This window comes from Paenibacillus sp. VTT E-133291 (assembly GCF_002264395.1).
Classification (GTDB): Bacteria; Bacillota; Bacilli; order Paenibacillales; family Paenibacillaceae; genus Paenibacillus_AQ; species Paenibacillus_AQ nitricinens.
Window position 1 is genome coordinate 22,862 of record NZ_NFVA01000001.1, and the last position, 15,101, is coordinate 37,962.

Genomic DNA, 15,101 nt, shown 5'->3' on the forward strand with positions numbered 1-15,101 from the left:
TCCTTATCATTTGATTTAGTAGTCACTCGAAGTAATCTTGTATTCCATAATATTCCTGATTCCTCTTAAGTTTTGCTATCAAGCGTTTCTTCTCACCGCACCACAACTAACAGTACAACAATTCCGAGCCAAAACAGCCAGCTTACTGGGTGACCGAAATTTAATCCCCAGCCGACTCCGAGCCTTTTCTTGACGATTAGGTTTGGATCTTTGCGATTGAAATAAATCATACCTAATCGCCATTTATCATCATCATCATGGACAGGTCTGACATTGGAGTGATCGGCAGATCGCTCCAAGCGGCTTTCGCCCTGACCAGCCCAGAACGTTAAGGCGAAGGCGTATAGGATGATAAGGGCTATTATGATTAGGATAATAGGGATAGCGAAATTCATATTAAGCAGAGATATCATGTTTAGTTGCACGACGGAAAACAGGATAACTATTAAGAAGCTTGCTGTAATCATAAAATATGACCAAGTACGGCGGTAAGTTACGTCTTGTCTGATGGATCGATTAGGATCAGTGGGTTGAACCTGCTGCTTCACTCTGCGAATACTCCAATTCTCAAATATGAACAAAAGTGTTATCAACACTTGCATTATCGTAGGCATAAATACAGTACTATAAGATTTAGCTGCATAGCCGTCTACGTTCCAACTACTGTTGTAATGGATCGGAATCTGATCAGGAATCAGATCGTAGTTGCGTAGGACAGTTACAATACTAACAACAATAATTAAAACATGTATGAGGAACCAAATACTAGACAAGCCAATGTTTCTTTTCCGAAATCCAGTGTCCACTGCCATGATCGATGGTTCCGGAGCAACAGGCAGCATAGGTAGTAAACTTTTCATTTTGAAACGATAGCTTATGTTTATGACTAGGGAGATTACGATCATGGCGAGTGAATAAGTGACAGTGATCCAACTTTGTTGCTTGGAATGTTCATCACCGTACATTAGACAGATGATACAAACAATGAATAGGATGGTATGCAAGGTAGCACTAATCCAAGCATATGACTTCCGCATCTGGCGCAGAGGCTCACTTTGGAATTGTACAGCGCTGACGGTGACCCCAAAACTAATCGTCTCTCTTGATAAATAAGGCATGCTTACCATGAGTACAATGGCAGGTACAAATACAAAGATCATTACTATAACAGGCATTATCGTCATATCATTCGCCTCCTCTTATACATAAGTGTGTATTTGAAAACTCTATAACCCTTTTAGCATAGGCGATTCATCACTATGCCTTTTTGCGTATGACTATCCTATTAACTTAGGATAGGTAATCAACTTGAACATAAATTTAATTATAAACGATTTTAATGACTATAAGGGTTGAATTAACAATTTATCCAGATATTTTTGCTAGGCAGAGCTACTCATCTGACAACTGAATTGTGGCAAGTACATCTGTTTGAAATTGCGATGTAGGATAGTATTTATTCAAATTTTAATCAACACATATTTATCAACTGTTGCTTTATTAACGCTTTCAGTATTTTTGTAGATTGCTTAACTCCTTAATAACTACTACCATGAAAGTATTGAAAGTAATAGATAGTAATAAGGAGTGTTAATGAATGATGAAAGTCGGCATTTATCACGGTCAAAATAGTGTGGGGATAGAAGAGCGTCCAATACCTCAAGTTGGAGCAAAAGATGCGTTGATTCGTATTTTAGCGGGTGGAATTTGTGGTACAGATATTAATATAGTGAAAGCAGGCTCTGAAATGGGTATTCGTTTCGGCTCAGAGTTTGGACATGAAATGTTTGGTGAAATCGTTGAATTAGGTTCTGATGCGGAAAGCGATTTGAAAGTTGGCATGCGTGTAGGTGTGAATCCAATTACTGCAAAACGTGCAGGTCGCCGTTATTCGTTGGAGGTAGGAGCCTTTTCACAATATGTCTTAATTGAAGATGCAGCACTAAATTATAATCTTTATGAATTTGATGATTCCGTTTCGGCAACAGAGGCTGTATTAATGGAACCCATGAGCGTAGGCTTCCATGGCGCTTTTAGCGTACTGCCCAAACTAGGTGAAAAAATCGTAGTTCTAGGTGCGGGTCCTATTGGCTTATCTGCAGCTGCAGGATTAATTGGTGAAGGCATTAAAGATGTTTGCGTAGTGGATATTGACAACTGGCGTTTGGATAAAGCAAAAGAATTAGGCGCATTAACAGTTAATACGTCGACTGAAACATTAGCAGAGGGTTTAATCAAACACTTCGGCGAAGTGAACGTATACGGTGTTAGTGTACCCAATGTAGATGCTTTTGTGGACGCAGCGGGCGCTCCAATATTATTTGAACAAGTGATGCAGATTGTAAAGCCACAAGCAAGAATTGCAATCATTGCCGTTTATAAAAATGAAGTACCTATAAGCCTTGCTCAAGTGATGAGTAAAGAAGTTAACATAGTTGGAGCTAGTGGATACACACATGAAGATATTGTAAAGGTAATTGAACATATTAACGACAAGAAAACGAATATCTCTACTATGGTGACACAGACTTATAAATTAGAGGATATTCAAGCCGCCTTCGATAAAGCGATTGCAGCAAAAGAAACGATCAAGGTTATTGTAGATCTTACTTAACCATCAGTTAATGATATTGGAGTTCATTTGAGTGTAAAACTCAGGTGAACTCTTTTAATTTAGAAAATAAAGACTTTATATAAAATTTAATTCTAATTGAACATGGCATATTACTGGAGTGTGGTCGTAATTATACTGAGTATAGAAGTGAAATTAGAGAGCGATTTCCAAAAATATATTCAAGCATTCGATAGAAAGGGGAGAAGGAAATGAACATCACCCTAACATTAACTGATAGCACAACGAAGTTTATGATTAACAATCTATACCCACTATACTTACACGATCTATCAGAGATATGGGGGAACCTTCCTAATCAATACGGGGTATACGAGGATAATGAAACACAGACGCTGAATGAACAGAACAAAGTCTTCGACATATGGTGGGAGAAGCCGGGGATTTTATATCCTTATTTAATAAAAGAGGATGGTATTCCTGCTGGCTTTGCATTAGTTGCCACACCACCTCATACATCACCAGGTTGTGAATTTTATTTAAACGAATTCTTTATCCTGCGCCCCTTCCGAGGAACGGGAATCGCTGAACGTGCGGCTAAGGAGGTATTTAATCTTCATATTGGAAAATGGGAGCTACAAACCAATCCCACAGCTACAAATAGGAGAGCCCAGCATTTTTGGAGAAAGACACTAAAAAAATATACTGGTAATAGCTTTCAAGAAGAATGTAAGAAGTCTTTTGATGATGAATTAAAGATGATTTTTAATTTTTGTAATGGATAAAGCTAATCAAATTGATTATAAACGGTGGTATGGTCTACGTTTCAAAGCCTGAAGAATTACATATAAAATGGGGCGAGAAGTCAGGGAGTAGAAAATATTTGAAATCAAGAAATATTGAGATCTGCCTGAGGTTTGCTGCTGGTGCAACCGTCGACCAGCTCTCAGGTGAATACTGTCTTTCTAAGGATAGTATTAAGAAAATCGTTTGTAGTAAAAAATAGCCGGTCAACCGTAGTGGTTGACCGGCTATTACATTTATTTGAAGCGTTAACTCGCAAATATATGCTTACCAATTTTTAAGTTCTGAGGACGAGTCCAGATCCATGCACTAGTAGCTGTATCTGGATTGAAATAATAGATTGAATGGTTTGTTGGGTCCCAACCTCGGACAGCATCAAGAGCAGCTAAATAGGCGGTCCGGTTTGGAGTAAGCCAGTATTGACCGTCAGATACGGCTGTAAATGCGCCTTTTTGAAATACAACGTCTTTAATATTGTCTGGGAATTGACTTGATTGTATGCGATTCATAACTACAGAGCCAACTGCGACTTGACCTTTATAAGGCTCACCGCGGGATTCACTGTAAATGACTTTCGCCAGAATATCCATTTCCTCAATATTAAGCGTGTATTTTTTAAGAGAATTCCAAGTTTTTGAACCAGTAACTCCATCGGCATTTAATCCGTAGGCCTTTTGAAATTTAGCAACGGCAGCCTTCGTTTGTGATCCATATACACCATCTAAAGGCTGAGTATAGAAATCCAGAGTTTTTAACCGATACTGAAGATCCCACACATCTCCAGAAGAATTCCCTACGGTTAATACCGGAGCAGCACTAGCCGTACCGATCGTAGCCATGCTTACCAGACCCAAAAGAAGCAACAAAGTGAATATTTTAGTCTTCATTGTAGTAGCCTCCTTTCAGAAAACATTATAAATAACCTTCAATAACTGAGACAACACTCATTTATTGGTAATCTAATAATCACTTTATATTTTTAAAAATACTTCATTCGGTTTGTGATCTTATGAAATGGGTAAATGAATAATCAGAGGCACATCAACTTCGGAGGTTTTATATATGAAAAAGCAAATATTTCTATTCATAATCGCAGCTGCACTTACTCTAAGCGCATGTGGTAATGACAATAGCTATGGCAATAAAATGTCTTCAAACGATAGAAAAATGGAACATACCGCACACTCTAGTTCAAGTGAAGTACCCGATAATTTGAAAGTGGCAGAGCATCCTGCTTTTGAAATAGGAAGTAAAGCGATTATCCAAACGGATCATATGGAAGGTATGAAAGGGGCAACAGCAACGATAGTTGGAGCTTATGATACTACAGCCTATATGATTTCTTATAGACCTACAACAGGTGGAATGCCAGTTACAAACCACAAGTGGATTATTCATGAAGAAATCAAAAAAGCAGCCGACAAACCCTATGAATCCGGCTCAGAAGTTGTAATGGAAGCTGACCATATGAAAGATATGAAAGGTGCAACCGCTCAAATTAACGCGGCTGAACACACTACGGTATATATGATTGATTACACACCGACTACGGGTGGAGATAAAGTGAAAAATCATAAATGGGTAACGGAAGACGAGCTTTCGGCTAAAAAGTAACCAAAATAAATTTAAGTCCATAAGTAATGAAAAAAATAAGGTAGGAACAGTCATAGACTTTGTTAAAGGTCTAGGCTGCTCCTACCTTTTTGATTGTTCTTTTATGGGTAGTGAAGTGTTAAAATATCTTTATAAAACACAACTTTGTAAAACATTCCATTTAAATGGTATTTTCTTTAGAAGGTAGGAGGGTGATTAAATGCCTAACTGGCAGGTGAAATTCGATGAAGAGATGCTTAAGCAAGCTGCACAACAGATTCAAGTAGATTGGACAACGATAAAGTATATTGGTGGGTTTGAAAATGTTGTTTATAGCTTTCCAAAAGATGCTCATGAATTTATTTTACGTGTAACTCATCATTCTCATCAGGAGCAGGAGATGGTTATCTCTGAACTTGACTTTATGGATCATCTTGCAAAGCATGGAGTGCAACTGGCTCCCCCCATTCCCTTTCAGGATGGTAGTTTGGTACAAACGCTAGTCAAAGATGGGGAAAGATTTATGATCTGTGTAATGGAGAAAGCTCCTGGTGGTCATGTTAATGCTTCCGATCCCTATTGGGGAACAAATCTTTTTGAGCAATGGGGTGAGGTAACAGGAAGAATGCATGCTTTAGCTCTGCAATACGAGCGTCCGGAGAGTGTTCTGGCAAGACCACATCAGGGTAAGCTAGAGTTTGACTTTGCTAACTTTGGTATTGTTGAACAGCAGCTTTTTGAAAAGTTGCTTCAAATAAATGATCAGATTAACCAGTTGCCGCGGCATCGAGAAGGTTATGGACTATGTCACCGTGATTTGCATCCGGGTAATTTTTTCGTGCATGAGGGGCAGATCACCGTGTTTGACTTTGATGATTGCGGATACGACTATATGGTGCATGATATTGCCATTGCCGTTTATTATTCGACTATCTTTGGGGATTGGAGCAAACTGGAAGTAGAGCAGAGTAGAACTTCTGGTCTTGCGGCAGCCATGTTGAAGTCCTTTATGAAGGGGTATAATCGAGAGTATGCGCTCGACAATAAGTGGCTAGAAGAGCTCCCGCTCTTTATTGAGAAGCGTCGACTGGAATTAGTGCTATTGTTATTTCAAGAGTTTTCGGAGTCACAACGTGAGGAGAATAGAGTGTGGCTTGCCCGCAATATCCACGATGCTTTAAATGACAAAGCTTGTTTAGAGCTTTAATGACGGAGGTAACCGATATGACACCTCCAAAGTATATTTCGAAGCTTGGAAGTGGGCTTTTTCTCCATAGAACAAGCAATGAATATGCTCACATGGAAAAACCTCAGACTGCGGCTAGAGTATTGTCTAAATGATGCTGTCCAGCCTTTTTACGTAGAGTTTCAGGGTACAGAAGTAGAAGAAATTTTATTTAAATTAGAAAATCAGCAAACTTTTTAGAGGTCCCCCTGCGTCCTAGCTAATGAGTGTCATCGGAAGGCACTTATAAATAGAGATGGAGGATGACGAGATATGAACAAAACAACAAAAAATCTATTTAAAATGAGTGCAGTTGGATGTGCGGCAATTATGGGGGTGAGCTTAGCTTCCATACCGGTTCATGTGATGGCATCCACATCAGTAGCAGCTAGTGTTTCTTCAATGGTGCAATCTCCGTCCCCAGCGCTTGCTGGTGTTAAGATCCAAGAAAAAGTTCTTAGCACAACAAGTAAATATCTAATTGCTGATATTAAAGTTCCACAACTAACAGGCATGCTGGACAAGCAATACCAAGATGAGCTGAATGATATTATTTTGTCTCATGCTGAAAAGGATTTGGCACAATGGGAACATGACGCCGCTGAAATGGGTAAAAAAGCACAAGCAGATAATAAAGACTACCATCCCTACACTCTTAATATCGCTTATGAACTGAAGTCAGATGGAACAGGTAATCCAGCAGGTGTTATTTCCTTGACGATTATTACTGAAGGCTCTGAAGGTGGAACTAGCATGCCGCGGATTGATACTTATAATGTGAGAAATGTAGCTGAGGCACAACTGGTTACTCTTTCAGATCTGCTCGGTGCTAACTACAAAGAGAAGCTCGATGCAGATATTCTTGCGGAGATTAAAAAAGACACTGACAAGTATTTTTTGGAAGAGTACAAAGGAACTTCAGTCGAGCAGTCATTTTATATCGATAAAGGTGAATTAGTGGTTGTCTTCCCTAAATATAGTATTGCACCTGGATATGTAGGATCACCAGAGTTTCGTTTCAGCTTGAATAGTAATTCCACGGACGCAGCTAAGCTTGATTTGAAAAATATCCCCAATTTCACTAACAAGCAAGGTGTGCTGATGCTATCATTACGTGATTTAGCCAATCAATTAAACTTTCAATTGAAGTGGAATCCATCTACCAAAACATCTGAGTTAATGAAGGGAGCACAGTGGACGAGTGTTTCTATTAACAAAGATTCTTATTTTATAGCAAAAATGGCTCCTAAAGCATTAGGTATTGCTCCAGTGCTTCAAGACAATAAAACGTATGTCCCTGTCCAATTTGTAACAGATATTCTACAGATTGAAGTGCAAGGCATTTAATAGAAAAGATATCTGGCAGATTTCTCTGCCAGATATCTTTTTTAAATTAATAACATTTTCACTTGTTTACAGAACTTTTCATGCGTTTACAGCGTCTTACTAATGGAACGATAAATCGACGGTAAGGACTGAAACATAATGAAAGACAACACGAAGCTTTTCAGAAATAATATGAGGAGCCAGTCTTCTATACAATCTGTAGGCGGCAGGCGTTATGTGCCAGGAATTGATGGTCTAAGGGCTTTATCAGTACTCGCTGTAATCGCATATCATTTGAATCTGAAATGGGCTGAGGGTGGACTTCTCGGCGTTGGAATATTTTTTGTTATCTCAGGATATCTCATAACTGACCAAATCATTACCCAGTGGGAGCGGCACCGAAGACTGAACCTTTTAGACTTTTGGGTTCGTAGGGCGCGGAGGCTGTTGCCTGCGATGGTCGTCATGCTTTTTGTGGTTGCCATATGGCTTTTAATTATAGAACCATCAAGATTGTTTGGGCTCAAGGGTGACTTTATGTCTTCCTTATTTTACTTCAACAACTGGTGGCTAATATTTCATAATGTGTCCTATTTTGAAAGCTTTGGCCCACCATCTCCGATCGGACATTTATGGTCGCTTTCTATTGAAGGGCAGTTTTATATTCTATGGCCAATAGCTCTCATCATCGTGATGAAAATCGCTCGTCGGCGAGGTAAGCTTATTGCATGGATTATGGCTTGCGCTGCAGTCTCGGCCTTAGCGATGGCATTGATCTACGTACCGGGCACAGACCCAAGTAGAGTGTATTATGGAACGGATACTCGCGTATTTGCGCTTCTCATTGGAGCAGCACTTGCAGTTGCTTGGCCAAGTCAGAAACTTAATGATAAGGTCTCAGAACCGGCTCGGCGTATGCTTGATATTGTTGGGGGATTAGGACTCATACTATTGTTAGTCCTTTTTAATCAGGTTAATGAGTTTAATGATTTGCTTTACCGTGGTGGGTTTCTAGTGATTTCTTTGATTGCTGCAGTAGTTATTGCTGTACTCGCTCATCCTGCTAGCCGCCTGGGATCGATCGTAGGCTGTAAACCTTTGCGTTGGATCGGGTTGCGATCATATAGCTTGTACATATGGCATTTTCCAGTTATTATCCTTAGCAGTCCGAATGTGAGTACTGAAGAAAGCGGCATACTTCGTATTATCGTTCAGGTAGGAGTAAGTTTTCTTCTAGCAGCATTATCATATAAGTATGTAGAGGAGCCTATTCGTCGAGGTTCACTTAAGGAAACTTGGAAGAACATCAGTGTAAAACGACGGGGTGGTCTTCGTCCAGGCTTCTTAATGGCTATCATTGCTGTGATTCTTATCCCTATTGCATGTAAAGGCTATTTGTTAAATGCTGGATCGGATACATCTGCGATCGAATCGGCAGATATGCAGTATGAACAACAACAGCTGCAACAGCAAGAACAACAAGATTCGGGAATAAAGGATGATCCCATAGATCGCAAAGCGATAGACAAGAGTGAAACTGATAAACCATCCTTACCAGCCATGACAACAGCTACATCCGAACCTGAAGTGAACAAACCTGATCCTAAAGTGAACAAACCTGATCCTAAAGTGGGAACTATTAATAAAGAAGTGTCTAAGCCTGAATCAGATGTGAACAAAACTGTTCCTGAAGAAAAAAAACCTGTGGCTGTGAAGAGTCAAGCTGGGAATGACGTTACGGCCATTGGAGATTCTGTCATTTTGGACGTAGCACCATACCTCTCAAAGAAAGTACCTGGCATTGTCATCGAGGGCGAAATTGGTCGTCAGATGGCGAAAGCTCAGGAGGTAGTGGATCAGCTTAAAGCTCAAGGCCGGTTAGGTAAAAAGGTGATCATTGAGCTGGGGACTAACGGATCTTTTAGTTCAAAGCAGTTACGTAATCTCCTGGATTCACTAAGTGATGCTGAGCAGATTCTTTTGGTCAATACACGTGTCCCAAGGAAGTGGGAAAATAATGTGAATCACAACATTTCAAAAGTTTCCAGTGAATATAGTAATACGACCGTAGTAGACTGGTACTCTGCTAGTGAAGGGAAAGACGATTATTTCTACGAAGACGGCGTGCATCTGAAGCCTGAGGGTTCTAAGTATTACGCCTCACTTCTCGCGAAAGCTTTGGATAGTGAATAAAAATAATTAATTCTCCAAACTTTTTGAACTCGCTAAACGTCTTACACCTATTACAACACTAGATAACAAACAGAGAAGGATAATCTACAATGTTGAAGTTGAATAGGAAAACCGAAAAAATACTAACCAATTGTATCATCGAAAACAAAGAGAATGTCTACAGACTCGCCTACAGCTATGTCAAAAACAAAGAGGATGCTCTTGATATTGTTCAGGATTCCATTTATAAAGCGATGGATAATCTTGAGTTGTTGAAGAATCCTGATGCCGTGAAAAGCTGGTTTTACCGTATTGTCGTGAATACTTCGCTAGACTTTCTGCGCAGAAATAAAAAGGTCCAGACGATGGAGCCAGAGATGATAGATGTCTATTGTCCTGGTGCAGAGGATGTTTACTCGGATATAGATTTGAAAAGAACCCTTGAAGATCTGCCGGCGAAATACCGAAGCGTGATCGTATTGAGATACTTTGAAGATATGAAGATTAGTGAAGTGGCGGAAGTTCTAAACGAGAACAACAATACGATAAAAACAAGACTGTATCAGGCACTTCAGTTATTGCGGGTGAAACTGAAGGATGAAGCCTCAAAGGAGATTATGTAAGATGGTAGACCATTTAAAAGATTTACATAAGGAATATAGCGAGGTTCCTATTCCAGAACAATTAGATTTAATAGTGAATCGGTCTCTGAAGCAATCACTTAAAGAAAGAAGAAAAAAACGGTTGAAATATAAATGGTTTGCCAGTGTGAGTGTTGCTGCTATTGTCTTTTTGATTGCGATTAACACTAGTATAACCGTGGCGAGTGCATTATCTGCCATTCCAGGTGTCGATCGACTCATTAAAGTGCTAACTATTAAAGAATATATAGTAGCGGAGGATAACTACGATGCCAATATCAAAGTTCCTGCCGTTACGAATATGGAGAACAAGGATCTCGAGCTTGGATTAAACCAGAAGTATTTGAGCGAGAATAAGGCACTCTACGAAAAGTTCCAATCTGAGATTGAACAGTTGAAGAAGCAGGGCGGAGGTCATTTGGGTCTGGACACGAATTATGAAGTCAAAACAGACAATGATCGTATTTTCTCCATTGGAAGATATGTTGTAGAAACGTCAGGTTCTTCTTCTGAGGAAGTTGCTTTTGATACGATAGACAAAGTGAACCAAATCCTTATTACATTACCAATGTTATTTAAGGATGAGCAATACATTGAGCGGATTAGCCAAAATATTAAAGAGCAGATGATTGCACAAATGAAGGCTGACCCCGATATTGTGTATTGGATCCCGGAGAACGGGGATGAAGTGTCAACTGATATGTTTACTTCTATTTCAAAAGATCAGAGCTTCTATATCAATGATGATGGCAAGCTTGTGATTGTGTTTAATAAATATGATATAGCTCCAGGTTCTATGGGTTCTGTTGAATTCGTGATCCCAACTGAAGTCATAGCAGGGGATCTGGTAAGTCAGAAGTATATTCAGTAATAATAAAAGACCGGCTGGAGAGTTCTCTCTTTGCCGGTCTTTATTCAAATATAAGAAAGTATAAGTGTACACTATAATTTATCCTTATATTTCTCGCTTAAACACTACTGTCCTTATAAGGACGCCGAAGCCGTTTATGCTTGCTCGTAAACGAATGATTATTGAAGAGCTAATTCATTCCTAGTCGTAGATAAAATGCTCCACCACAGCCACAGTCTTCGTTATGTCTGGATTAGAATTATCGACCACCTTCACATTGGAACTTGGAAGCGGCCACTTCACACTACGGTTTCCAAATGCTTTACGAAATTCATCCCAATGCTGGAACTTCCATTCATCTAATGGCGATTGTCTATCTTGAATCCGCTTCCGGTACAATTCCTCATCAGCTAGTTCGACCAAAACAACTTTGACCTCAACATCTTGCAGAGAACGTCCGATATGAGATAACTCACTCCAGATCCAGTCAGGATTGGCAGCTTCTTTGGTAAATGGTCCAACTACAAATGCATCTACATTTAGGCTAATATTGTCTAGTGCGGCGTCCATCGTAATCCGGTAGCCTAAATCACGGCATAATCTTTTGTAGTCGGCGGAGTCTCTGTCTGCCGGGTCCAATCCGTGAAAGGTCATGATGGCATCTGCTGCTGGTCTTAAGAGGATATCCATATCAAAGAAGGGTACTTTACGCCGGGAAGCGATCGCTTTAGCTAATGTCGTTTTGCCTGCCCCAGCTGGCCCTAAAAAAAATACAAGTTTGTTCATCGTTGTCTCTCCTTAGAACCTCAATTCAACTCCATAATGTATCTCTGCATACTATCATATAAAAGATAGTGAGCAATCGCCACTGCAATATCTCCATCACACAGATAGGAACAGACTACCTGAGATATTTCGTATTATAGGCCAAAATATGATATTTTTTTGCTTCTCCATTGAGTTTTTGTGTAATCCTGCTTATAATATAGCGAGAAAAATAAGAAAAAGGTGTCCATAAATGAGCATATTAAATGTAGAAGGATTAAGTCATGGTTTTGGAGATCGTGCGATCTTCAAGGATGTTTCATTCCGTCTTCTAAAAGGCGAGCATATCGGATTATTCGGCGCTAACGGCGAAGGTAAATCCACTTTTATGAATATTGTTACAGGAAAGCTGCAACCGGATGAAGGTAAAGTTGAATGGTCCAAGCGGGTGCGTGTTGGCTACCTCGATCAGCATGCAGTGTTGACCAAAGGCATGACCATTCAAGATGTACTCAGAGGCGCTTTTCAATACCTCTTTGATCTTGAGCAAGAGATGAATGATATGTACGGCAGAATGGGTGACGTGTCGCCTGAAGAGTTGGAAAAGCTGCTTGAAGAAGTTGGTACGATCCAAGATACGCTTACAAATCAAGATTTCTACATGATCGATGCGAAGATACAAGAAACCGCGCGCGGTCTAGGAATCACAGATATTGGTTTGGATCGTGACGTAGCTGATCTTAGTGGTGGTCAGCGTACCAAAATCTTGCTTGCGAAGCTGTTGCTTGAAAAACCAGATATTTTGCTTCTAGATGAGCCTACGAACTATCTGGATGAGCAGCATATTGAATGGCTGAGACGTTATCTTCAAGAGTATGATAATGCATTTATTCTGATTTCACATGATATGCCATTCTTAAACAGCGTTATCAACCTGATCTACCATATGGAAAATCAAAAGCTGACCCGTTATGTGGGTGATTATGAGCAATTTCAACAGGTCTACGAAATGAGAAAACAACAGCTTGAATCTGCTTATAACCGCCAGAAACAAGAAATTGCAGAGCTGAAAGACTTCGTTGCGCGTAACAAAGCCAGCGTGGCTACTCGTAACATGGCAATGTCCAGACAGAAAAAGCTCGACAAGATGGAGATCATCGAGATTGCAAAAGAGAAGCCAAAACCACAGTTTAACTTTAAAGAAGGTAAAACTGCGGGCAAGATGATTTTCGAAGCTAAAGAATTGGTTATCGGATATGACACCCCGTTGTCCAGACCGCTTAATTTATTAATGGAGCGTGGACAAAAGATTGCGTTGGTCGGTGCGAACGGGATTGGTAAAACCACCTTGCTACGCAGCATCTTAGGCGAAATCCAAGCATTATCCGGTTCCGTAGAACGTGGATACCATCAGGAGATTGGTTATTTTGAGCAAGAGATGAAGGAAGGTAATTACAAGACTTGTATCGAGGAGATTTGGGATACATTCCCATCCCTGTCACAATTCGAAGTACGTGCTGCCCTTGCCAAATGTGGACTGACCACGAAACATATCGAAAGTAAGATTGCTGTTCTAAGTGGTGGAGAAAAAGCTAAAGTGCGTCTTTGCAAACTCATTAACAGTGAGACCAACATTCTCGTATTGGATGAGCCGACGAACCACTTGGATATCGATGCCAAAGATGAACTGAAACGTGCGCTGAAAGCATATAAGGGAAGCATTCTCATGATCTCTCACGAACCAGATTTTTATCAAGACATTGTGACGGATATCTGGAATTGCGAAGACTGGACAACAAAAGTATTCTAATAAGACAATTCTTTATTGAACAAGCCTATGAGGTGTTAACGAATCAGTTACGCTTTATAGGCTTTTTTATGGATAATGGGAGGGGCTATGTGTTAGAGAATAAAATGGATCAGCTTAACATCAGTGTTCAACAAATTTTTGGAGAACAAGAAGTAGAAATAGTTAATTTCACATGCGAGGATTTAGATTATAAAACACCTAACTTTACAACAGCGGGTATCTTTCATCTTCAGGGTATCGCATTAATTAATCACGAGCAGCTTCCATGGTCAATCATATTAAAAATCATTAAGTCTGATAGTGCAGAAAAAGAGGATCCAGCACATCACAATTACTGGCGACGAGAAGCCTTAGTCTTTGAATCTAAGATTCTGGATGAACTTCCGGGCTCAATCCAAGCTCCTAAGTGTTATCTTGTTGAGGAGCAAGTAGATGGTACTGTATGGTTATGGATGGAACGAATTGAAGGGGAATTTGCACATACGAAGGAGCAGTTTGATATTATCGCTGAACGGTTAGGCCAGTTTAATGGAGCTTATCTTTCAGGAAAGAACACTCCTAATGACCAATGGATATGTAGAAGTTGGCTTAGATCCTGGACTACTTCGAGTATTATGTATGCACCTAACCCTGAAGAATATATTCATCATTTATATAGAGACAACGACCAAAGCCTTTGGGCTTGGTTCCAAGGCTTCATGAAGCGGATAGACAATAATTTGAATGCTCTCCATCGCTTGCCGCGAGTATTAGCTCATCAGGATCTTAGTCAAATGAATATGCTGCTAACTCAAACCGGAGAGTTAGTCTTGATAGACTGGCAATTTATGAGCTTATCAGGCTTAGGGGAAGATCTTGGTAAAATGTTTGGCGTAAATATGAGTCTTGGTGTGATTCCTATCGATCGTTACGAGGAATTCAAAGATTCTTTATTCCATTCGTATATCAAGGGATTAAAGGCAAGCGGATGGCAGGGGGACGAATCCCTTGCAAGATATGGTTATTGTTTAAGCACTGCTTTACGTAGTGTCTGGGAAGTACCACAATACTTTTTATTATCCACTCAGATGTGTGCTGACTCTAATTACTTAAAGCTTCAGGATCGAGTTGCCCGGCTGGAACAAATTATTAATATTCAACGTGAAATGGAAGAAGAATGCAGCGCATTGAAGGTATATATATAAGGTTAAAAGCGATTCTCATCGGGATTTTATAGATGAATGAATCGCTTTTTTTTTATGGATAAACAATGTAAATTAGCTGCCGGCAGCATTTCAAACCGCATAATTAAACAGGTTGGAAGAAATACTACTTTCATCCATATCGAAGAATCGCTGTAGGAG

At 39.9% G+C, this 15,101-nt stretch carries 14 protein-coding genes; 11 read left to right on the plus strand and 3 right to left on the minus strand.

Annotated features, from left to right (window positions below; genetic code table 11):
* Positions 1–92: 92 nt before the first annotated feature.
* Positions 93–1,184 carry a DUF1648 domain-containing protein gene (locus tag CA598_RS00120; RefSeq protein ID WP_094874868.1) on the minus strand — a complete coding sequence of 364 codons (1,092 nt, stop codon included), beginning with the start codon at positions 1,182–1,184 and terminating at the stop codon, positions 93–95.
* Between the two features lie 413 nt (positions 1,185–1,597).
* Between CA598_RS00120 and CA598_RS00125 the strand changes: the two genes are divergently transcribed.
* The 3 genes from CA598_RS00125 to CA598_RS32815 all read left to right on the plus strand — a co-directional run bounded on the left by CA598_RS00125 (position 1,598) and on the right by CA598_RS32815 (position 3,578).
* Positions 1,598–2,614: a zinc-dependent alcohol dehydrogenase gene (locus CA598_RS00125; protein ID WP_256990281.1), complete on the plus strand. Its 1,017-nt coding sequence runs from the start codon at positions 1,598–1,600 to the stop codon at positions 2,612–2,614.
* 209 nt (positions 2,615–2,823) lie between these two features.
* Positions 2,824–3,357 (plus strand): GNAT family N-acetyltransferase, encoded by a 534-nt coding sequence (locus CA598_RS00130; RefSeq protein WP_094874869.1) that lies wholly within the window; start codon positions 2,824–2,826, stop codon positions 3,355–3,357.
* 29 nt (positions 3,358–3,386) lie between these two features.
* Positions 3,387–3,578 carry a hypothetical protein gene (locus CA598_RS32815; RefSeq protein WP_306440444.1) on the plus strand — a complete coding sequence of 64 codons (192 nt, stop codon included), beginning with the start codon at positions 3,387–3,389 and terminating at the stop codon, positions 3,576–3,578.
* 46 nt (positions 3,579–3,624) lie between these two features.
* Here the strand turns inward: CA598_RS32815 and sleB are convergent, their stop codons facing one another.
* Complete coding sequence (gene sleB, locus CA598_RS00140) at positions 3,625–4,263, minus strand: spore cortex-lytic enzyme (RefSeq protein ID WP_094874871.1); 639 nt, start codon at positions 4,261–4,263, stop codon at positions 3,625–3,627.
* Between the two features lie 175 nt (positions 4,264–4,438).
* On the opposite strand from sleB, the gene CA598_RS00145 reads away from it, so the two are divergent.
* The 6 genes from CA598_RS00145 to rsiV all read left to right on the plus strand — a co-directional run bounded on the left by CA598_RS00145 (position 4,439) and on the right by rsiV (position 11,204).
* On the plus strand, positions 4,439–4,990 hold the full coding sequence (locus tag CA598_RS00145; protein WP_094868672.1) for a YdhK family protein: 552 nt from the start codon (positions 4,439–4,441) through the stop codon (positions 4,988–4,990).
* Between the two features lie 199 nt (positions 4,991–5,189).
* Positions 5,190–6,176 (plus strand): phosphotransferase enzyme family protein, encoded by a 987-nt coding sequence (locus tag CA598_RS00150; RefSeq protein WP_094874872.1) that lies wholly within the window; start codon positions 5,190–5,192, stop codon positions 6,174–6,176.
* Positions 6,177–6,467: 291 nt separating this feature from the next.
* Entirely contained in the window at positions 6,468–7,541 is a 1,074-nt protein-coding gene (locus CA598_RS00155; protein WP_094874873.1) for a stalk domain-containing protein, read from the plus strand.
* A gap of 216 nt (positions 7,542–7,757) precedes the next feature.
* A complete protein-coding gene (locus CA598_RS00160) occupies positions 7,758–9,713 on the plus strand; it encodes an acyltransferase family protein (RefSeq protein ID WP_306440438.1) in 1,956 nt (651 codons plus the stop codon).
* Between the two features lie 89 nt (positions 9,714–9,802).
* Complete coding sequence (locus tag CA598_RS00165) at positions 9,803–10,315, plus strand: RNA polymerase sigma factor SigV (RefSeq protein WP_094874874.1); 513 nt, start codon at positions 9,803–9,805, stop codon at positions 10,313–10,315.
* A 1-nt stretch (position 10,316) separates the two neighbouring features.
* Entirely contained in the window at positions 10,317–11,204 is an 888-nt protein-coding gene (gene rsiV / locus CA598_RS00170) for an anti-sigma-V factor RsiV (protein ID WP_094868676.1), read from the plus strand.
* Between the two features lie 180 nt (positions 11,205–11,384).
* Here the strand turns inward: rsiV and CA598_RS00175 are convergent, their stop codons facing one another.
* The gene (locus CA598_RS00175; RefSeq protein WP_094874875.1) at positions 11,385–11,969 is read right to left on the minus strand and encodes a P-loop nucleotide/nucleoside kinase family protein; all 585 of its coding nucleotides are present in this window, start codon (positions 11,967–11,969) and stop codon (positions 11,385–11,387) included.
* A gap of 232 nt (positions 11,970–12,201) precedes the next feature.
* Here CA598_RS00175 and CA598_RS00180 point away from each other — a divergent pair, with 232 nt between their 5' ends.
* Together CA598_RS00180 and CA598_RS00185 are read left to right on the plus strand one after the other, a co-directional pair.
* On the plus strand, positions 12,202–13,758 hold the full coding sequence (locus CA598_RS00180; RefSeq protein ID WP_042188035.1) for an ABC-F family ATP-binding cassette domain-containing protein: 1,557 nt from the start codon (positions 12,202–12,204) through the stop codon (positions 13,756–13,758).
* Between the two features lie 89 nt (positions 13,759–13,847).
* Positions 13,848–14,942: a phosphotransferase gene (locus CA598_RS00185; RefSeq protein WP_179283537.1), complete on the plus strand. Its 1,095-nt coding sequence runs from the start codon at positions 13,848–13,850 to the stop codon at positions 14,940–14,942.
* The last annotated feature ends 159 nt before the right edge of the window (positions 14,943–15,101 follow it).